The organism is Streptomyces sp. NPDC101110 (genome assembly GCF_044759525.1).
Lineage (GTDB): Bacteria > Actinomycetota > Actinomycetes > Streptomycetales > Streptomycetaceae > Streptomyces.
On record NZ_JBIVZM010000015.1, the window covers coordinates 62686 to 81254 of the forward strand.

16 protein-coding genes and 1 tRNA gene are annotated in these 18569 nt (G+C 71.6%); 7 read left to right on the plus strand and 10 right to left on the minus strand.

Annotated features, from left to right (window positions below):
• Nucleotides 1-68: 68 nt before the first annotated feature.
• Both ACIQU3_RS30080 and ACIQU3_RS30085 read right to left on the minus strand, forming a co-directional pair.
• The gene (locus tag ACIQU3_RS30080; RefSeq protein ID WP_403928705.1) at nucleotides 69-1190 is read right to left on the minus strand and encodes an SPFH domain-containing protein; all 1122 of its coding nucleotides are present in this window, start codon (nucleotides 1188-1190) and stop codon (nucleotides 69-71) included.
• Nucleotides 1191-1333: 143 nt separating this feature from the next.
• The gene (locus ACIQU3_RS30085) at nucleotides 1334-2647 is read right to left on the minus strand and encodes a peptidoglycan-binding protein (RefSeq protein ID WP_403726779.1); all 1314 of its coding nucleotides are present in this window, start codon (nucleotides 2645-2647) and stop codon (nucleotides 1334-1336) included.
• A gap of 198 nt (nucleotides 2648-2845) precedes the next feature.
• On the opposite strand from ACIQU3_RS30085, the gene ACIQU3_RS30090 reads away from it, so the two are divergent.
• From ACIQU3_RS30090 to ACIQU3_RS30105, 4 genes are all read left to right on the plus strand, one after another.
• Nucleotides 2846-2919: transfer RNA gene (locus ACIQU3_RS30090), tRNA-Lys, on the plus strand.
• A 112-nt stretch (nucleotides 2920-3031) separates the two neighbouring features.
• A complete protein-coding gene (locus ACIQU3_RS30095; protein WP_403726783.1) occupies nucleotides 3032-3745 on the plus strand; it encodes a FadR/GntR family transcriptional regulator in 714 nt (237 codons plus the stop codon).
• 325 nt (nucleotides 3746-4070) lie between these two features.
• Complete coding sequence (locus ACIQU3_RS30100; RefSeq protein ID WP_403726786.1) at nucleotides 4071-6071, plus strand: glycosyltransferase family 2 protein; 2001 nt, start codon at nucleotides 4071-4073, stop codon at nucleotides 6069-6071.
• Nucleotides 6068-8008, plus strand: a complete 1941-nt coding sequence (locus ACIQU3_RS30105) for a galactose oxidase-like domain-containing protein (protein ID WP_403726789.1) — start codon at nucleotides 6068-6070, stop codon at nucleotides 8006-8008. Before ACIQU3_RS30100 ends, ACIQU3_RS30105 begins: the two co-directional genes overlap by 4 nt.
• Nucleotides 8009-8135: 127 nt before the next feature.
• On the opposite strand, the gene ACIQU3_RS30110 is transcribed toward ACIQU3_RS30105, so the two are convergent.
• The 7 genes from ACIQU3_RS30110 to ACIQU3_RS30140 all read right to left on the minus strand — a co-directional run bounded on the left by ACIQU3_RS30110 (nucleotide 8136) and on the right by ACIQU3_RS30140 (nucleotide 14939).
• The gene (locus tag ACIQU3_RS30110) at nucleotides 8136-9173 is read right to left on the minus strand and encodes a glycoside hydrolase family 6 protein (RefSeq protein WP_403726792.1); all 1038 of its coding nucleotides are present in this window, start codon (nucleotides 9171-9173) and stop codon (nucleotides 8136-8138) included.
• Between the two features lie 164 nt (nucleotides 9174-9337).
• Nucleotides 9338-9913, minus strand: coding sequence for a hypothetical protein (locus ACIQU3_RS30115; RefSeq protein WP_403928708.1), 576 nt, complete (start codon nucleotides 9911-9913; stop codon nucleotides 9338-9340).
• Between the two features lie 246 nt (nucleotides 9914-10159).
• Nucleotides 10160-10945 carry a class F sortase gene (locus ACIQU3_RS30120; RefSeq protein WP_403928711.1) on the minus strand — a complete coding sequence of 262 codons (786 nt, stop codon included), beginning with the start codon at nucleotides 10943-10945 and terminating at the stop codon, nucleotides 10160-10162.
• A gap of 2 nt (nucleotides 10946-10947) precedes the next feature.
• Nucleotides 10948-11622, minus strand: coding sequence for a hypothetical protein (locus tag ACIQU3_RS30125; RefSeq protein ID WP_403726801.1), 675 nt, complete (start codon nucleotides 11620-11622; stop codon nucleotides 10948-10950).
• A gap of 127 nt (nucleotides 11623-11749) precedes the next feature.
• Complete coding sequence (locus ACIQU3_RS30130) at nucleotides 11750-12529, minus strand: HAD-IIA family hydrolase (protein WP_344454027.1); 780 nt, start codon at nucleotides 12527-12529, stop codon at nucleotides 11750-11752.
• A 162-nt stretch (nucleotides 12530-12691) separates the two neighbouring features.
• Nucleotides 12692-13477 (minus strand): LPXTG cell wall anchor domain-containing protein, encoded by a 786-nt coding sequence (locus ACIQU3_RS30135; RefSeq protein WP_403928714.1) that lies wholly within the window; start codon nucleotides 13475-13477, stop codon nucleotides 12692-12694.
• A 139-nt stretch (nucleotides 13478-13616) separates the two neighbouring features.
• Nucleotides 13617-14939: an ROK family protein gene (locus tag ACIQU3_RS30140; RefSeq protein WP_403928873.1), complete on the minus strand. Its 1323-nt coding sequence runs from the start codon at nucleotides 14937-14939 to the stop codon at nucleotides 13617-13619.
• A 96-nt stretch (nucleotides 14940-15035) separates the two neighbouring features.
• On the opposite strand from ACIQU3_RS30140, the gene ACIQU3_RS30145 reads away from it, so the two are divergent.
• The 3 genes from ACIQU3_RS30145 to ACIQU3_RS30155 all read left to right on the plus strand — a co-directional run bounded on the left by ACIQU3_RS30145 (nucleotide 15036) and on the right by ACIQU3_RS30155 (nucleotide 17604).
• Nucleotides 15036-16127, plus strand: coding sequence for a Gfo/Idh/MocA family oxidoreductase (locus ACIQU3_RS30145; protein ID WP_403726807.1), 1092 nt, complete (start codon nucleotides 15036-15038; stop codon nucleotides 16125-16127).
• Entirely contained in the window at nucleotides 16124-16663 is a 540-nt protein-coding gene (locus ACIQU3_RS30150) for a heme-degrading domain-containing protein (RefSeq protein ID WP_403726810.1), read from the plus strand. The genes ACIQU3_RS30145 and ACIQU3_RS30150 overlap by 4 nt, the downstream gene beginning before the upstream one ends.
• Before the next feature lie 74 nt (nucleotides 16664-16737).
• Complete coding sequence (locus ACIQU3_RS30155; RefSeq protein WP_403928716.1) at nucleotides 16738-17604, plus strand: LLM class F420-dependent oxidoreductase; 867 nt, start codon at nucleotides 16738-16740, stop codon at nucleotides 17602-17604.
• 97 nt (nucleotides 17605-17701) lie between these two features.
• Here ACIQU3_RS30155 and ACIQU3_RS30160 read toward each other — a convergent pair whose 3' ends face one another.
• On the minus strand, nucleotides 17702-18559 hold the full coding sequence (locus tag ACIQU3_RS30160) for a fumarylacetoacetate hydrolase family protein (RefSeq protein ID WP_403928719.1): 858 nt from the start codon (nucleotides 18557-18559) through the stop codon (nucleotides 17702-17704).
• Nucleotides 18560-18569 lie beyond the last annotated feature (10 nt).

Here is an 18569-nt window from a genome sequence, read left to right on the forward strand (position 1 = left end):
GTGAGCCGTGCGTGTAGGTCTAGACCAAGTTCGAGATTATGGGCGCGCGTTGAACATGTCCATACCAATCACGGGGTCGTTTCCCCACGGCCCGCGCAGAACGCCACCGTCAGGTCCTTCACCAGCGCCTTCCGCTCGTAGTCGTCGAGTTCGACCAGACCCCGTGTGGTCAGCCGGGTCACCGTGTCCTCCACCGAGTCGACGACCGAGGTGAGCACACTCGCCCGGTGCCGCGCGTCCAGCGCCGCGATCCGGCGACGGTGCATCGCGGCGGCGATCTCGGGGGCGTACTCCACGCGGACCGGCTGCACGGAGAACACCTCCAGACCGACCGGGGCCGCGTCCGCCGCCACCAGCCGGGTCAGCGTCTCGCCCGCCGCCTCCCCGGCCCCCCGCGGCCCGCCCGGCATCTCCACCGGCACCCGGGCCAGCGCCGCCTCGACACACTCGCGCAGATACGTCTCGTGGTCCTCGACACCCAGCACGGCCCGCGCGGTGTCCCGCACCCGCCACACCACCAGGACGACCACGCGCAGCGTGACCCCGCCCGCGTCGGCCGCCGGCACGGGCTCGCTGCGCCAGTGCCGCAGCCGCACGTCCACCCGCCGGCGCAGCAGCAACGGGTTGATCCACAGCAGACCGGAGCGCCGGACGGTCCCCCGGTAGCGCCCGAACAGGCCCAGCACCCAGGCGCGCCCGGTACGGCCCCGGGCCAGCCCGCCGAGCCCGAACAGCCCGAGCGCCCCGGCCCCGGCGTACGCGGCCCACTGCGCGGGCCCGAGCCCGGCCCCGGCGTACGCGGGCAGCCGCAGCGCCTCCAGCGCGAGCGGCGGCAGCACCCCGGCCCACCAGGAGGTGGCCACACAGCCGGCCGTGCCACAGGCCCCGGCCAGTACGCCCGCCGCTCCGGGCAGCACCCGGGCCGGCCGCTCCACCAGGTCGGGATCGACCTGCGGCACCGGGGACTTCGGCGTGACCGCCGGGCGCCGCAGCCGCGGCTGCTCCCCCGTCCCCTGCCTGCGGCCGACGACCGCCGGTCTCAGCGGCACCGGGGCCGGATCGGGGTCGTCACGGAACAGCAGGTGGACGGGGATCTCGGTGGTGGCCTCGTTCTGGATGAGCCGGGCGGGCCGGGACGGCCCGTCGGCCGGCCCGTCGGGCTCGGACGTGTGGGAAGTGGTCGTACTCATGCGTGCCTCCAGCCTCCGCGCCAGATGCGTCACAACGGTGGTCCCGGGTGCGGGGCCCGAGGACGGGTCCGGCCGGGGTGCGGGGCCCGCCCGAGGGGGGCCGATCAGGAAGAACCGGCCGGGGGCCGGTCAGGGGCCGGGCCCTACGCGAAGAGGCGCCGCCAGGTCTCCGGCCCCGGGTAGCCGTCCGCCGCGCCGCCCCGCCAGCCCTGGGCGCGCTGGAAGGCCTCGACGGCGCGCCGGTCCGCCTCGCTCCAGACCGGCCCCGGCCCGACCCGGTAGAACCTGCCGTACCCCTTGCTCACGAGCTGCTTGCCCAGCTGGGTGACGTAGGTGTTGTTCGCACCGGGGCGGAACAGCGCCCGCCCCGGATAGCCGGGGACGCCGTGGGAGGCGGGCGGCGGGCCGACCGCCCCGTCCTTCACGTCCTTGCCCTTGCCGGTGACGAGCAGCTCCCAGGTGTGCGGGCCGGGCAGGCCGTCGGCTTCCGCCCCCGTCCAGCCCTGTGCCGACTGGAACGCCCGGGTCGCCCGCCGGTCGGCGTCGGTCCAGCGCGGCCCCGGCCCCGACGCGTACGAGCCGCCGGCCCCGCGCGCGACGAGCATGGTCCCGAGCTGCGTGACGTACTTGTTGTTCGCGCCGGGGCCGAAATACGCCGCTCCCGGGTACGGCGTGACGGCCGGTGCGCCCGGTGTGCCGCCGCCCGGCTGGGTGGCCGGCTCCTCCGGGAGGACGCCCTTGTAACGGTAGGGGACGTACCGGGCCGAATTGCTCCAGTAGGCGTACGGGGTGGACTGGCGGCTCGTGTGCGGGCGGGTCTGCTCATAGGCGGTGTACGAGGTGTGCGCGCTGTCCGTCCAGCCGCCGAAAATGGTGACGTGCGAGCCGTTCTCGGGGTCGGACGCATTGTGGAACAGCAGGATGTCGCCCGGCTGGAGCTCCTCTTTGGAAATTCTTTCCCCGTACTGGGCGAGGCTGCCCGTCCATTCGTTTCGCGGCAGATTCCAGGCCATCGACACATAGCCGGAGCAGTCCTGCCGGTATCCGTCGGACCAGTAGGCGCTCATGCTGTACGGCACCTTCGCGGCGACCCAGGTCCTGGCCCGGTTGATGATCTCCGTGCGGGTGATGGAGGTGGGCTTGGGGGCGACGGAGAGCGTGGCCGGACTGCCGCCGGGGCCGTACAGCGCGGTCATCGCCCCCTGGGGGCTGTCAGGCTCTTCACCTGCGGAAACACCGGGACGGTGGGGGACGTACGCAACTGCCGCGGCCGGTACGGCGTGGCCGGCGCCGACGGCCGCGGAGGCCACAGCGGCCAGCGCGAGGGCCCGGTGGGCGGCCGGGTGACCGCTGGTACGGCCCGCCCAGGAATGCGGCAGGACGCGGCGCCAGTGGACACAGCCGGGGCAGTCGCAATCGCTCGCGGGGTCGATTTCCTCGAATACCGGAGACACCATGCGATTCCCCTCACACTTCCGGCGGAAAAATGCGGCGCCCGTGCACCGGAGGGCGCGCGTCGCCAGTTTCGCAACTGTCTTCCGGACGCGCATGCTGACGGTCCGAATGATGTACGCGGCCGCCGGAACGGGCGGCTCGCGCCCCGGCAGGTGGTCAGGAGCACCCATCGGCGTCCTGTAGGGTTACGACGTCAGCAGGCGCCGCTAGCTCAGTTGGTTAGAGCAGCTGACTCTTAATCAGCGGGTCCGGGGTTCGAGTCCCTGGCGGCGCACCGACCGGAAGGCCCCTCGCAGCAGCGAGGGGCCTTCCGTCTGTCTTGGCCCGTCCGTCTTGGTTCGCCCTTCCGAGGCCCCCCTCCGGGCCTGGCCGGATACCCTCTGGCCATGGCAGCGCGTGACCTACAGGAGCGGATCAAGAAGCTCATCATCGACCGCAGGCTGGCCTCCGGGGCCCCGCTGCCGACCGAGCCCGAGCTGATGGAGCACCTCGGCGCGAGCCGGAACTCCGTGCGGGAGGCGCTGAAGGCGCTCCAGGCGATGGGCATCGTGGAGATCCGGCACGGCTTCGGCACCTACGTCGGCCCGATGTCCCTGGCCCCGATGATCGAGGGCCTCGCCTTCCGCACCGTCGCCGGGCACTACCGGGGCGAGGACTCCCTGCTCCAGCTGCTGGAGCTGAGGGAGGCCGTGGAGACGGGGCTGGTGTCCGGGCTCGCCGGGCGGATGCCGGAAGCGGACCTCGTTGAACTGGACGCGCTCGTCGACCGTATGGAAGAGCAGGCCGCGCGCGGAGCCGGCCTCGCCGAGACCGACCGGGCCTTTCACGCCACCCTCTACCGGGGGCTGGACAACGTGCTGCTGTGCGAGGTCCTGGAGGCGTTCTGGGACGCCTTCCACCGGGTCCGCACGGACCTCGGGGGCGAGCCGCAGGACCCGAAGGTGACCTGCCGGCAGCACCGGGAGATCCTCGACGCGGTGCGGTCCGGGGACGCGATGCGGGCGGAGGAGGCCATAAGAGAGCACTTCGGGAACATCCGCGCCCGCCTGTCGACAACGGCTCCACAGGCCCCCCACACCCGCCACAATGAACGCGTATGACCGGTTACCACCGCGTTCCCATCTTGCGATCATGATGGACGCCGTAGAACCTTGGTCTTCTCGTTTTACAGGATGCTGCGTTTTCGCGGCAGTTGGGGGGATTCGGAACCGGTTGCGGGCCGGGCGGGGGTAGGGGCCCCGTTCGGTGAACCGATGCCGTGGGGGGCATCATGCAACCGGAAGGTCGCGTTGCCGTGTCTATAGGGTGTGGATGACGTGGTGACTGCGATCCACCACTGATACGTCTGTGAAGGTCGAGGGGGACCTGCACCAGACGGTACGAAGCTACGAAACACGCGGCTTTCCGCGTGTGGGGGGATGACTCATGACGTCGAGGCCCACGGGTGCCCGGCAGGAAAACGACCCGTCCCAGACCACCCAGCTCAGGGTGCCGGCGCACCGGATGAGCACCACGGGGACCTTCCGGCGGATCAAGAAGACGCTGCCGAGATACGACTACGAGCACTACAGCCGGCTCGCGGGTCCCCTCACCCAGCCGGATCCGAACAAGCCGTACAAGGTGCAGTACCGCTCGCTCATCTCACAGGAGCCGCACCGCATCCGGGTCGCGCTGATGCTGGCCGCGGCCCCGGTGCTGTCCCTGGTGCTGCTGTTCTGGCTGCTCCAGCCCGAGCACTGGACCGAGCGCGACTACCCCGCCTTCGACTGGCTGCCCGCGCTCGACATGGTCATGCTCGTCTCGATCGGTCTGATCGAGTTCTTCCGCTGCATGAACGTGCTGTCCAACGCGCACGCCACGCTGGTGGCACGCGACCCGATTCCCGTGGTGCCCGAGACCGGCACCAGAGTGGCCTTCCTCACCTCCTTCGTGCCCGGCAAGGAGCCGCTGGAGATGGTGACGAAGACCCTGGAGGCGGCCGTCAGGATCCGCCACCGCGGTCTGATGCACGTGTGGCTGCTCGACGAGGGCGACGACCCCGACGTGAAGGCGGTCTGCGAGCGCCTGGGCGTGCACCACTTCTCCCGCAAGGGCGTCGCGAAGTGGAACCAGGCCAAGGGCCCGCACCGCGCCAAGACCAAGCACGGCAACTACAACGCCTGGCTCGAGGCGCACGGCGACGACTACGACTTCTTCGCCTCGGTCGACACCGACCACGTGCCGCTGCCCAACTACCTGGAGCGGATGCTCGGCTTCTTCCGCGACCCGGACGTCGGCTTCGTCATCGGCCCGCAGGTCTACGGCAACTACGACAACCCCATCACCAAGGCCGCCGAGTCGCAGCAGTTCCTCTTCCACGCGCTGATCCAGCGCGCCGGCAACCGCTACGGCTCCCCGATGTTCGTCGGCACGTCCAACGCGGTGCGCATCAAGGCGCTGAAGCAGATCGGCGGTCTGTACGACTCGATCACCGAGGACATGGCGACCGGCTTCGAGATGCACCGCCACAAGAACCCGGCGACGGGGAAGAAGTGGCGTTCGGTGTACACGCCGGACGTGCTCGCCGTCGGTGAGGGCCCGAGCGCCTGGACGGACTTCTTCACCCAGCAGATGCGCTGGTCGCGAGGGACGTACGAGACGATCATCGGGCAGTACTGGAAGGGCTGGTACTCGCTGCCGCCGAGCAAGCTCTTCAACTACACGATGATGATCATCTTCTACCCGATGTCCGCCCTCAACTGGATCCTGGCGGCGCTGAGTTGCGCGCTGTTCCTGGGCCTGGGCGCCTCAGGTGTGAACATCGACCCGGCCGTGTGGCTGATGCTCTACGGCAACGCCTCCGCCCTGCAGATCGGCCTGTACGTCTGGAACCGCCGGCACAACGTCTCGCCGCACGAGCCGGAGGGCTCCGGCGGTGTGGCCGGCATGGTGATGTCCGCGCTGTCGGCGCCGCTGTACGCGAAGGCGCTGATCGACTCCGTGCTGCGGCGCAAGAGCAAGTTCGTGGTGACGCCCAAGGGCGACTCGGCGAGCCCGGACCGCTGGTTCGGCACGTTCCGCTACCACTGGTACTTCATCGCGATCTTCGGTGCGTCGATCGCCGCCGGCTTCGTCTACGGACACTCCCACCCCGCGATGATCATCTGGGCCACGTTCGCGCTGCTGATCACCGCATCGCCGGTGTTCGCCTGGCGCTGGCAGTTGCGGCAGGACGCGAAGAAGCCCGCCGCCCACGCCGCGGGACAGCCGCAGGACCCTGCGGGTCCTAACCCGACGCAGCCGCTGCCCATCCCGCAGCAGCCGTCGGCTCACACCCCGCAGCAGAAGCCCACTTGGGCCGCATCCCCGGGCGCACACGGGGAGGTCGGGGGATCCGACCAGACCATGCAGATCGCCCTTGGTGGACTTGGGGGACGTAAGGAATGAACGACCGTGCAGGCCGCCGCCGGGCCCGTCGACTCGCGATCGGCACGGCGGTGGTACTCGCGCTGGCCGGGATGAACGGGCCGTGGCTCTACCGCTTCAGCACCGAGAAATACCACCAGTACACAATCAACAAGCCGGAGTACAAGGCCGCGAACGGCAAGTGGGAGATCGTCGATTTCCCCGAGGAGTACCGGCAGAACACCATCCACGCGGCGCTGCTGCGCACCGGCAAGGTGCTGCTCGTCGCGGGGTCGGGAAACAACCAGGACAACTTCGACGCGAAGAGGTTCGACACCCGCATCTGGGACCCGGTGAAGGGCACGATCAAGAAGGTGCCCACACCGGCGGACCTGTTCTGCACCGGACACACCCAGCTCGCCAACGGCAATCTCCTGATAGCCGGCGGCACCAAGCGCTACGAGAAGCTCCAGGGTGACGTCACCAAGGCCGGCGGCCTGATGATCGTCCACAACGAGAACCCGGACGAGCCGATCACCCTGCCCGCGGGCACCACGTTCACCGGCAAGAAGAACGGCAAGACCTTCGTCTCCAAGGACCCGGTCCTCGTGCCGCGTGCCAAGAAGGTCTTCGACAAGGCGACGGGCAAGTTCCTGCGCAACGACCCCGGTCTCGGCCGGATCTACGTCGAGGCGCAGAAGCGCGGCAAGAAGTACGAGACGGGCACGCAGGACAACTACCGCGTGCACGGCCTGAAGGGCACCGCCGCCAAGAACACCTACGGCATCGCCCAGAAGCTCGCTCTCGACAAGAAGGACTTCCAGGGCATCCGGGACGCCTTCGAGTTCGATCCGGTCGCCGAGAAGTACATCAAGGTCGACCCGATGAAGGAGGCCCGCTGGTACCCGACGCTCACCACCCTGAGCGACGGGAAGATCCTCAGCGTCTCCGGCCTCGACGACATCGGCCAGCTGGTCCCGGGCAAGAACGAGATCTTCGACCCGAAGACCAAGAAGTGGGCCTACACCGGCAAGGTCCGGCAGTTCCCGACGTACCCGGCGCTGTTCCTCATGCAGAACGGCAAGGTCTTCTACTCCGGGTCCAACGCGGGCTACGGGCCGGACAACGTGGGCCGTGAGCCGGGCGTGTGGGACGTCGACACCAACAAGTTCTCGAAGATACCCGGCCTGAGCGACCCCACCCTGATGGAGACGTCCGGCACGGTGCTGCTGCCGCCGGCGCAGGACGAGAAGTACATGGTGGTCGGCGGCGGCGGTGTCGGCGAGTCCGAGAAGTCCAGCGAGAAGACCCGGATCGTCGATCTGAAGAAGGCGAACCCGCGCTTCGTGGACGGCCCGTCCCTGGACAAGGGCACCCGCTACCCGAACGCCTCGATCCTGCCCGACGACAGCGTGCTGATCTCCGGCGGCTCGGAGGACTACCGCGGTCGCGGCGACTCCAACATCTTCGAGGCGCGGCTCTACGACACGGAGAAGAACGAGCTCAGGCGCGTCGCCGACCCGCTCGTGGGCCGCAACTACCACTCCGGTTCGATCCTGCTGCCCGACGGACGCGTGATGTTCTTCGGCTCCGACTCGCTCTACGCCGACAAGGCCAACACCAAGCCGGGCGAGTTCGAGCAGCGCATCGAGATCTACACGCCGCCCTACCTGTACGGCGACAAGGAACAGCCCTCGTTGTCGGGCGGTCCGCAGACCATCGAGCGCGGCGGGACGGGGACGTTCACCTCGTCGGACGCGGCGAAGGTCAAGAAGGTCCGGCTGATCCGGCCGAGCGCCGCCACGCACGTCACGGATGTCGACCAGCGGTCGATCGCCCTGGACTTCAAGGCGTCCGGCGACAAGCTGAAGGTGACCGTGCCGGAGAACCGGAACCTGGTGCAGGCGGGCTGGTACATGCTCTTCGTGACGGACGCCGACGGCACCCCGAGCAAGGCCCAGTGGGTCAAGGTGCCGTAGCGACGGACGAGGAAGCAGACGACAAGGGGGCGCTCTCCGTGAGGAGAGCGCCCCCTTTGTCTTGAATTTGTCTTGACTTGTCTTGAGCCGGCAGGCACCGGTTTTTGTGCGGCGCCGGTCCGGTCCGTCAGCCGGTGGCCTTGGCGAGCTTCAGGGCGTAGTCCGCCCACCACTCGCCCGCCTTGGGCCCGCCCTTGCACTCGCCGTCCGACTCGCCCGGACGCTTCACCCACAGGTAGGCGTCGACCAGCGGGTCCGCCGTCTTCGTCGTCGGGGTCTCGCCCAGGGAGCGGCCCGGCGGGTTGCACCAGCGCTCGTCGGGCTTGCCGTCGCCGTAGGGGCCCTTGCCGTTGCGGCTGGTGTCGATGACGAAGTGCTTGCCGCCGACCTTGGCGGAGAGCTGCTTGCCGTAGGCGATGGAGTCCTTGGTGGAGTAGAAGTTCGAGACGTTGACCGAGAAGCCGTCGGCCTGGGCGATGCCCGCGCGGTTCAGCGGCTCGAAGATCTGGTCCGGGTTCTGCCATCCGGCGTTGCCCGCGTCCAGGTAGACCTTCGTGTTCTTCAGGGACTTCAGCTTGGTGACGGCGCCCTTGAGGAGGTCGTAGCGCTCCTCGTGGAACTTCTCCGGGGTGCAGCCGTCGACCAGGTGCAGCAGGGCGTCCGGTTCCAGGACGACCATGGCGGGGCGGTCGCCGATGCCCGCGGCGACGCCGTCGACCCAGTCGCGGTAGGCGTTGCCGTCGGCAGCGCCGCCCTGCGAGTACTGGCCGCAGTCGCGGTGCGGGATGTTGTAGAGGACGAGCAGTGCCGTGCGGCCGGCCTTGTCGGCGGCCTCGGTGAAGCCCCGGGTCTGCCCCTCCGGGTCGTCGGGGCCGACCCATTCGGCGACCGGCTGCTCGGCGATCTTGCGGATCTGCTCGGCGTCCTGCTTCTTGCCGGATTTCTCCAGCGCGGCGACCTCCTGGGCCGCCGTCCCGTCCGGGTTGACCCAGAAGGGCGCTTTGTCCTTGGGTTGTTGGGTGATCCCGGCGCCCGCGTCACCGCTGCCGTCCGAGCCGTCTCCTCCGTCGGAGGAGGAGCATCCCGTCACCAGCAGTGCCGCCCCCAGCACCACTGCGGACATCCGCCTCCCGGCGAACGCCCGAACCCCCCTGCTGCCGTACATCCAACTCCCCCTTGGGTGCACCGTTCCAAGTCTCAATCCTGACATACGTCCCGCGACGCGGTCCTCGCCGGCCATCCGGCCCTCGAAAGCGTTCCCTTCCCGGCTGTGCGTGTGCGGCTCGACCGTCTGGCCCTGTTCGCCTGCAAGAAGATTCCTCAGGGGACTCACGGTCGCTTCGGCTGCTTCAGCAGCCGCTCCAGAACAGCCTCCCGTTCCTGTGGCTTGGGAGTGGATCGCGGACCGTCGGACCGCCACCACTCCGTGAGCACCGACGGGCTCAGCTCGCCCGCGACGAATCGGGCCAGAAGCTGTTCGGAGAGCTCGACTTCCCGTTCGGTGTAGGCGGGCGCGGCGGCCGAGAGAACGGGGTACTCGCTCCGTCCGTCGGTGTGGGTGACACACACGGTCATCCCGTGCCCGCCGTCCGGACCGCCGAAGCCCGCCATGTTCATCGCCACGTCCAACGCGAGGCTCAGGCCACGGCGGAAGCTCGAACGGGCAGGAGCATCGGGCACGGTCACCTGTTCCGTCGCGGTCCAGCTCAGCGCGTCGGCCGCGGGCAATCCCACGGGCGTCAGCCCTTCAGGGGTCAGCCGTACGCCGGTTCCCTCCGCACCGGCAGGGGCACCCAGCCAGCACCCGTCCCGGTCGATCCAGAAGAGCCCGGCCATCGCGCCCGCGCCCGGTGACTCGCCAGACCGTTCGTTCGGCGCCGTGACCGGCCCGCTCTGTTCCGCCACTGATAGAGCCCATCTTCTCGGAGGTACGCGTGCAGACCCCAGTGTTGCCGGTGTGACCGGCCACGACGGGCGGGGGGGCCATGTCCGGCCCCCTCTCCGGTCCTGTCCCGGACGCCGGGCTCGGCAGCGGCTCCATGACGATCACCACGTCCGGGTCGCTCACCACACTCTGCCCGTGCGCCCGGCCGTTCTCAGGAGAACGAACAAGGACCACGACACCGTCGACACGGCCCACACCGGCGGGGATCAGCCCGTCCCCGCGAAGGCCCCGGCTCCCGGCACGGGCAGCAACCCGGACCGGCTCTCCTGAGCCTGCCCACGACGCTCTTCTGCGTCGGGGTCACGGACGGCACCCCCGCCCGCAGCGCCCGTCAGGTATGCCGAGACGACCACGTTCGCCGTGTATCTGCGGGTCGTACGGTCGAAGCTGCCGCCGCAGGTGACCAGCCGCAGTTCCGCCCGCCCCGACTCGCGGGACCCGTACGCCTGGTGGGCGTCGAAGTGGTCGCGGGTGAGCACCTGGACCGACTCGACGGTGAACTCGGCCACCTTGGCGTCGGCCCTGACCACCCGGATCGTCTGGCCCGGCCGCATGGCACTGACCCGGTAGAAGACGGCGGGCCGGGTCTCGGTGTCGACGTGACCGACCATCAGCGCGGTGCCCGGCGCCCCGGGCGCGACCCCGCCCGCGTACCAGCCGACCACACCCGGCTGGTCGTAGGGCGGCGGGTCGGGGGCCCCGCGCGCGTCGAGACCGCGTGCCACGACAGGGGCCTGCACGCCGAGCCCGGGGATGTCGATCCGCTGCGGCAGCGCGTCGCGCAGCGGGCGGTGCTCCGGCGGCAGCTTGATGTCCGGGGGCCGCCCGGCCGCCGCCATGTCACCCGTGGCGGGCGCCGCGATGCCGTGCCGCATCTCGGTCACCTCGCGGCCCCACAGCCACAGCCCGAGCAGCAGTACGACCCAGGCCATGCCGGTCAGCAGGCGTCCGGTGCCCGAGAAGCGTCTCAGGGCGCGATCGTGATCGTGCATGGTCAGTCCGTTCCGCGGCCACGGCGGACACCGCGCAGCGCGACGACCACCACCGCGGCCACCCCCGCGAGCACCAGTCCGGTCACGCCCTGCGCCGTACCGGGGCCGTCGCCACGCTCCTCGGCGGCGACGGCGGCACCGCCACCGCCCGCGGCGACGGGGGCGACCGGCGAGGCGGGCGCCCCGGGCGGGCGGGAGGGGGGCGTTTCGCCGTCGCCGCCGGGTGTCGCGGTCGGCCGGCCGCCCTTCCCGGGCACGGGCGGCTGTCCGCCCATTCCGGGGGCCGGCGGCTGTCCGCCGGCCCCGGGCACGGAAGCCCGCGGGGACCCGGACGGTCCGGCCTCGTCGTCCCGGACGGTGAGCGTGGCGGTACGCCGCACGGCACCGCAGGTGATCCGCACGGTGTACGAACCCGCCTCGAGCGTGGAGCGGACGCGGCTGTCACCGGCGACTTCGTCCGCGCCGGTGGCGGTGAGGCGCGCGTCCGCGACGAACGCCGGTGAGGCGGCCAGGGCCGTGCGCTGGGCGCAGCCGCTCACGCGGAGCGAGACGTCACTGCCGGGTGCGGGGGCCGCCGGGGTCACCGACACGCTCCCCGCGTCCGCCGCGTACGCCGCCGGTGCGAGGGCGACGACGGCCAGGACGCTCGTACAGACAGTGACTTTCAGGGAACCCATCGTGAACCTCCAGACGCCTGGAGCCTCCCCCGCCCGATGGGCCGCCGCATCCTCAGGGACGCGGCGGCTGCTCCGTACGGGTGACCGAGGGTTTGAGCTCGAGCCCTTCCCGCCGCAGGGCCGGGGCTCAGACCCGGTCGACGAGGTCCGCGATCGAGTCCACGACCTGCGACGGCCGGTACGGGAAGTCCTCGACCTGCTCGGGCCGGGTCAGGCCGGTGAGCACCAGGAACGTCTGCATCCCGGCCTCCATGCCGGCCAGTACGTCGGTGTCCATGCGGTCGCCGATCATCGCGCTGGTCTCGGAGTGCGCGCCGATGGCGTTCAGCCCGGTCCGCATCATCAGGGGGTTCGGCTTGCCCGCGAAGTACGGCTTCTTGCCGGTCGCCTGGGTGATCAGCGCCGCCACCGCACCGGTCGCGGGCAGCGGGCCCTCGGTGGACGGGCCCGTCTCGTCGGGGTTGGTGCAGATGAACCGGGCACCGCCGAGGATGAGCCGCACCGCCTTGGTCATGGCCTCGAAGGAGTACGTGCGGGTCTCGCCGAGGACGACGTAGTCCGGCTCGTGGTCGGTCAGGATGTAGCCGATGTCATGCAGCGCGGTGGTCAGCCCGGCCTCGCCGATGACGTACGCCGAGCCGCCCGGCCGCTGGTCGTCCAGGAACTGGGCGGTGGCCAGGGCCGAGGTCCAGATGGACTCGATCGGCACCTCCAGGCCCATGCGGCGCAGCCGGGCGTGCAGGTCGCGCGGGGTGTACATCGAGTTGTTGGTGAGGACCAGGAACGGCTTCCCGGACTCGCGGAGTTTCTTCAGGAAGGCGTCGGCGCCGGGGATCGGTACGCCCTCGTGGATGAGCACGCCGTCCATGTCGGTGAGCCACGACTCGATGGGCTTGCGGTCTGCCATGTGCGGGATCTCCTGCCGTACGCGGTCCAGCGTGCGACCCAGCCTAAACAGTGCCGGGATCTTGCGGAACGCTCCGCGTACGACGTCCCGGCTGCCGGGACGGCCCGCCAGGGGCTGGGGCGTGCCAGGTGTCGCGCGGCGGACGGGACTTCGGGACCCGGCCTAGCGGCGGCGGCGTGCCACGAACAGGGTCGCTCCGCCGGCCAGCAGGAGGGCCGCGGCGGCCGCGGTGACCTGGGTGCCGGTACCGGTCCGGGCCAGTTCCTGCGCGGACGGGAACCGGTCCTCGCGGGGCGGGACGGAGGCGTCGGAGTCGGGGCGGGATTCCTTGCCCGGGTCAGTGTCCGTGTGCGTGTCCGTGCCGGTTCCCGGCTCGTCGCCGTCGATCCGGAAGCGGTAGTCGTTCGACTGCCCGACCCAGTCGCCGTCGTCGTCGTGCCGCTGCACCACCGCCGCGTTGGCCGTGACCTCGTTGGGCCCGGTGTCCGAGGTGAGGGTGAGCCGCACCTTCACGGTGACGGTGTCGCCCGGTGCGACGGTGAACCCGGCGAAGCCGCCCTCCTCGTCGGCGAAGGCCGCGACGAGCTCGTCCTCGCCGGTCTTCTCGAACCGCACGGGGTGGGCCGTCTCCCCCTCGAAGAACTCGAGGCGGGGCTGGGACGGCTCCAGGGTCCGCTTGTCGTCGACGAGCACGACGACGGGGTGGATCCCGGCGCAGGTCCGGTCGGTCGTGTTGGTCAGGTCGACGGACCAGGTCCCGAACCCGCCGCCGGCCGTGTAGGACGCCGGCCCGCCGTGGATGCGGGTGGTGAGCGGGAAGGTGTGGTCGTCGGGCGCGGTACAGGCGGGCGCCGGGGCGTCCGCGAGCGCCGAAGGTGCACCGGCGAGCAGGACGGCGGTCGCCGCTGCCGCCGCCAGGCCGAGGTGAGCGGGCGTGCAGGTTCGCATGATGATGTGACATTCCGAGCGCAGGGGCTCGTGAGACGGCGACGCCGCGAACCGGCCCCGAACGGCGGCGCGGATCCGCCCGGTCGGCGGACAGCCCCGGCCGGCACCCCGGCGGCAGGGCCGGCCGCGCGGAAGCCCCCTAGCCTCCCCCGCGCCCGAACACCGGCCCCAGCACCAGCTGGGCGGCGCCCACCGCCACGGTTCCGTCTCCCCCGGCCGCGACGCGCACCGGCACGGCGTCCTGGCCCGTTCGGCGGGACCGGGCGAGCAGCACCGCACCGACCCCGTCGGTGAAGGCCCGCGGCGCCGCCGCCACCGTACGGCCGCCGAGCAGGACGACGTCGATGTCGAGCAGCCCGACGAGGTTCGCCGCCCCCGCCCCGAGCACCCGTGCCGCCTCGTCCAGATCGCCGCGCGCCACGGCACCGAGGCACAGGGCCTCGACACAGCCGCGGTTCCCGCAGGTGCACGGCGGGCCGTCGAGCTGGATCACCTGGTGGCCGAACTCCCCCGCTCCGGTCCTGGCCCCCCGGTGCACGCTGCCGCCGATGACGAGCCCGGCACCCAGCCCCGTGCCGAGGTGCAGGTACGCGAAGGAGCCGCCCTCGCCCCCGGCGGCGAGGCCCAGCGCCGCCGCGTTGGTGTCCTTGTCGACGACGACCGGCACCCCGAGCCGCTCCGCCAGCGCATCACGCAGCGGGAAGCCGTCCCACTCGGGGAATCCGGTCACGCGGTGCAGCACGCCCCGACCGTGATCGAGCGGCCCGGGCAACGCGACTCCGACCCCGAGCAGGGCCGGATCGCCCGGGGCGAGACCCAGCCGCAAGCCTGCATCCGCCCTCCCCGGCCCCCACCGCAAGCCTTCGCCCGCCCTGCCCGACCCCTGCCCCGGGCCCTCATCCACCCTGCGCCCCGAGGGTCCCTCATCTCCGCCCCGCAGCACCCCCGCCACCGTCTCCCGCACCGCCCCCAGCACGGCCCGTGACCCCGCGCCCAGATCCAGCGCGGCCCGCCGCTCCCCGACCACGGTCCCCCGCAGGTCCACCAGCACAACCCGCACCTCGTCCCGGTCGAGATGGACCCCGACCGCGTGTCCGGCCTCCGGTACCAGCCGCAGCACCGTGCGCGGCTTGCCCCCGGTCGACGCCCGGCGCCCGGCCTCCGCCGCGAGCCCGGCCTCCCGCAGCCGGGCCGTGATCTTGCTGACGGCCTGCGGGGTGAGCCCGGTCCGCTCGGCGAGTTCGAGCCGGCTGATGCCCGCCTCCCCGGCGGTCCGCAGCAAATCGAGCACCAGCGCGGCGTTATGGCTGCGCAGGGCCGGCAGGTTCACCCCGCCGCCCCCTGACCCACCCGCTCCCGCACGCGCGTCGGCCCCACCCGCTCCGGCCCCGCGTGCGCCCACCACACTCGCTCCGGCCCCATCCGCCGTACCGGCCGCTCCCGCGTCTGGCGCCCCGCGCATGCCGCCCACTCCGCCCGTACGGTCGTCCGCCCTGTCCACGCCCCCCATTGTCCCCGGCGCTTGCACTTTGGCAACAGCGTTGCGAAAGTGGGTGGCATGACTGGCACACCCCTCGGCACAGCCCCCGGCTCGCCCCTCCGCGTCGGCCTCGTCGGCTATGGCCTCGCCGGCTCCGTCTTCCACGCCCCGCTGATCGCCGCCACGGAGGGCCTCGTCCTCGACACGGTGGTCACCTCGAACCCGGAACGGCGGCAGCAGGCCCGTGCCGGGTTCCCGGACGTACGCCTCGCCGCCACACCGGACGAGCTGTTCGCCCGGGCCGCCGAGCTGGACCTGATCGTCGTCGCGTCCCCGAACAAGACGCACGTGCCGCTCGCGAGGACCGCGCTGGAGGCCGGCCTGCCGGTCGTCGTCGACAAGCCCGTCGCGGGCACGGCGGCCGAGGCCCGCGAGCTCGCCGCCCTCGCCGAGGAGCGCGGCCTGCTCCTCTCCGTCTTCCAGAACCGCCGCTGGGACAACGACTTCCTCACCCTGCGCAAGCTGCTCGCCGAGGGCGAGTTGGGCGACGTGTGGCGGTTCGAGTCCCGCTTCGAGCGCTGGCGCCCGAAGCCGAAGGGCGGCTGGCGGGAGTCCGGCGACCCCGCAGAGATCGGAGGTCTGCTCTACGACCTGGGCAGCCACGTCGTCGACCAGGCCCTGGTCCTCTTCGGCCCGGCGGCCTCCGTGTACGCGGAGACGGACATCCGCCGCCCGGGCGCCGAGACGGACGACGACACGTTCATCGCGATCACCCACACCGGTGGCGTCCGCTCCCACCTGTACGTCTCCGCGACGACGGCCCAACTCGGCCCCCGCTTCCGCGTCCTGGGCTCCGCCGCCGGTTACGTCAAATACGGCCTCGACCCCCAGGAGGCCGCCCTCCGTGACGGCCTGCGTCCCGGCCCCGACTGGGGCGCGGAGCCCGAGTCGCTGTGGGGCCGGGTCGGCTCCGGAGAGTCCCCGGTGACCGGCGGGGGCCGCCCCGAACCCACCCTCCCGGGCGACTACCCCGCTTACTATGCGGCCGTGGCGAAGGCCCTGCTGGAGGGCGCCCCGAACCCGGTGACCGCACGCGAGGCGGCCGCCGCCCTGGACGTCCTGGAGGCCGCTCGCCGTTCGGCCCTCGAGAAGGTGACGGTGACGCTGTGACCCACAAGAGCAACCCCTCCCACAGCCAGGGGCTCACCCCGAAGTTCCACCCGGAGCTCACTCCGAGCCTGGAGGAGCTGGAGAAGCAGGAACGGCGGCTGGTGTTCCGCCAGTTCACGCACGACGACGCCTGGGCGCTGGGCTCGCTCCTGGTCGAACTGGCCCGGGAGCGGCAGGCCCCGGTCGCCATCGACATCCACCGCGCCGGCCAGCAGCTCTTCCACGCCGCGCTGCCCGGCTCGACACCGGACAACGACGCCTGGATCGCCCGCAAGCGCCGGGTGGTCGAGCGCTACGGCTCCGCCTCCTACCTGGTCGGTGCCCGCTTCCGCGCCAAGGGCAGCACCTTCGAGGAGTCCTCGCGCCTGGACCCCGACACCTACGCGGCCCACGGCGGCTCCTTCCCGATCACCGTCGAGGGCGTGGGTGTGATCGGCGCGGTGACGGTCTCGGGACTGCCCCAACTCCAGGACCACCGGCTCGTGGTGGAGGCGCTGGAGCGGTTCCAGGACCTCCAGGTCTCCCACCCGGAATGACCGGAGACTCCCTCCGGTTGGCACCCGCGTACGCGTGATCAAGCGCGGCGCCCCAACCGGAGGGATCCCCCCTGATGACCAGCCCCCTGAAGGAGACCGTCGGCCGGTACGGCATCTGGAGCGCAGGCCTGCGCTCGGAGGACGCGGACCGGCGCGGCGAACTCAGCGAGGCCGCCGCCGAACTGGAGGAACTCGGCTACGGCGCCGTATGGCTGGGAGGCAACAGCTCCGCCGCCAACGCCGCCCCGCTGATCGAGGCGACCTCGACGCTCACGGTCGGCACCAGCATCCAGAGCATCTGGCAGCACGAGCCGGACGCCGCCGCGGCGGCCTTCGCCGAGCTGGAGTCGGCCCACCCGGGGCGTTTCGTGCTGGGCCTCGGGGTGAGCCACGCCAAGCGGGTGGAGCAGTACGCCCGTCCCTACTCGGCCCTGGTCGGGCACCTGGACGGGCTGGACACCGCCGGAGTGCCGGCGGACCGGCGTCTCCTGGCCGCGCTGGGCCCGAAGTCGCTGCGGCTGGCCCGGGACCGGGCGGCGGGCTCGATCCCGTACCTGGTCACGCCGGAACACACCGCGCACGCCCGCGAGATCCTCGGCGAGGCCCCGCTGCTGGCCCCGGAGCTGGGCGTCATCCCGGAGACGGACCCTGCCCGCGCCCGTGCGCTGGCCCGCGAGTTCCTGGAGCTGTACCTGCCCCTGCCGAACTACACCAACAACTTCCTCCGGCACGGCTTCACCGAGGAGGACCTGGCGGACGGCGGCAGCGACCGCCTGGTCGACGCCCTGTTCGCCTGGGGTGACGACACGGCGATCCGCGCGAAGATCGACGCGTTCTTCGAGGCGGGCGCGGACCACGTCGCCCTCCAGGTCCTGACCGGAGAGCCCCGCGACGCCCTCCCGAAGAAGGCGTGGCGGGACCTGGCTTCCACACTGGCGTGAGGGGAGCGCCCCGAGGGGCGCGGGGAACCGCGCGACCAGCCGCGGACTGCCGCAGCCGGAAACGGACCGGAGTTCCCCGCCCCTCCCAGCGGAGCGCCTACGCGTCCTTGAACTCCTGCCGCTGCCGCCCGAGCCCCTCGATCTCCAGCTCCACGACGTCCCCGGCCCGCAGGAACGGCTTCGGCTCGGGCGCCCCCAGCGCCACCCCCGCCGGCGTCCCCGTGTTGATCACATCACCCGGGTACAGCGTCATGAACCGGCTGAGGTAGCGCACGACCTCCCCCACCGGGAAGATCTGCTCGGCCGTCGTCCCGTCCTGCTTCAGCTCGCCGTTGACCCAGAGTTTCAGGGACAGGTCCTGCGGGTCCGGCACCTCGTCCGCCGTCACCAGCCACGGCCCGAGCGGGTTGAACGTCTCGCAGTTCTTCCCCTTGTCCCACGTGCCGCCCCGCTCGATCTGGAACTCCCGCTCGGACACGTCGTGCGCCACGGCGTACCCGGCGACGTGCGCGAGTGCCTCCTGGGCGGACTCCAGGTACCTGGCCGTACGCCCGATGACGACGGCCAGCTCGACCTCCCAGTCGGTCTTGAGGGACCGGCGCGGCACGAGGACGGTGTCGTTCGGGCCGACCACGGTGTCCGGTGCCTTCATGAAGACGACCGGCTCGGCGGGCGGCTCGGCGCCGGTCTCGCGCGCGTGGTCGTGGTAGTTCAGCCCCACGCAGACGATCTTGCCGATCCGGCCCAGCGGCGGCCCGATCCGCAGCCCGGTGGAGTCCACAACGGGCAGCACCCCGGAGTCCGCGGCGGCCCGGACCCGGTCGAGTGCCTCCTCGTCGGCGAGCAGCGCGCCGTCGATGTCCGCCACGATGCCCGACAGGTCCCGCAGGCCGCCCTCGGTGTCGAGCAGTGCCGGCCGCTCGGCCCCCGCCGTACCGACTCGCAGCAGCTTCATGATCAGTCTC

What these genes read in the sequence shown, in the direction of transcription:
- ACIQU3_RS30080 (WP_403928705.1), bottom strand. Translation starts at nt 1,190, where the DNA reads ATGAGTACGACCACTTCCCACACGTCCGAGCCCGACGGGCCGGCCGAC.
- ACIQU3_RS30125 (WP_403726801.1), bottom strand. Translation starts at nt 11,622, where the DNA reads ATGGGTTCCCTGAAAGTCACTGTCTGTACGAGCGTCCTGGCCGTCGTC.
- ACIQU3_RS30160 (WP_403928719.1), bottom strand. Translation starts at nt 18,559, where the DNA reads ATGAAGCTGCTGCGAGTCGGTACGGCGGGGGCCGAGCGGCCGGCACTG.
- ACIQU3_RS30145 (WP_403726807.1), top strand. Translation starts at nt 15,036, where the DNA reads ATGACTGGCACACCCCTCGGCACAGCCCCCGGCTCGCCCCTCCGCGTC.
- ACIQU3_RS30120 (WP_403928711.1), bottom strand. Translation starts at nt 10,945, where the DNA reads ATGCACGATCACGATCGCGCCCTGAGACGCTTCTCGGGCACCGGACGC.
- ACIQU3_RS30135 (WP_403928714.1), bottom strand. Translation starts at nt 13,477, where the DNA reads ATGCGAACCTGCACGCCCGCTCACCTCGGCCTGGCGGCGGCAGCGGCG.
- ACIQU3_RS30110 (WP_403726792.1), bottom strand. Translation starts at nt 9,173, where the DNA reads ATGTACGGCAGCAGGGGGGTTCGGGCGTTCGCCGGGAGGCGGATGTCC.
- ACIQU3_RS30100 (WP_403726786.1), top strand. Translation starts at nt 4,071, where the DNA reads ATGACGTCGAGGCCCACGGGTGCCCGGCAGGAAAACGACCCGTCCCAG.
- ACIQU3_RS30130 (WP_344454027.1), bottom strand. Translation starts at nt 12,529, where the DNA reads ATGGCAGACCGCAAGCCCATCGAGTCGTGGCTCACCGACATGGACGGC.
- ACIQU3_RS30085 (WP_403726779.1), bottom strand. Translation starts at nt 2,647, where the DNA reads ATGGTGTCTCCGGTATTCGAGGAAATCGACCCCGCGAGCGATTGCGAC.
- ACIQU3_RS30140 (WP_403928873.1), bottom strand. Translation starts at nt 14,939, where the DNA reads ATGCGCGGGGCGCCAGACGCGGGAGCGGCCGGTACGGCGGATGGGGCC.
- ACIQU3_RS30105 (WP_403726789.1), top strand. Translation starts at nt 6,068, where the DNA reads ATGAACGACCGTGCAGGCCGCCGCCGGGCCCGTCGACTCGCGATCGGC.
- ACIQU3_RS30095 (WP_403726783.1), top strand. Translation starts at nt 3,032, where the DNA reads ATGGCAGCGCGTGACCTACAGGAGCGGATCAAGAAGCTCATCATCGAC.
- ACIQU3_RS30155 (WP_403928716.1), top strand. Translation starts at nt 16,738, where the DNA reads ATGACCAGCCCCCTGAAGGAGACCGTCGGCCGGTACGGCATCTGGAGC.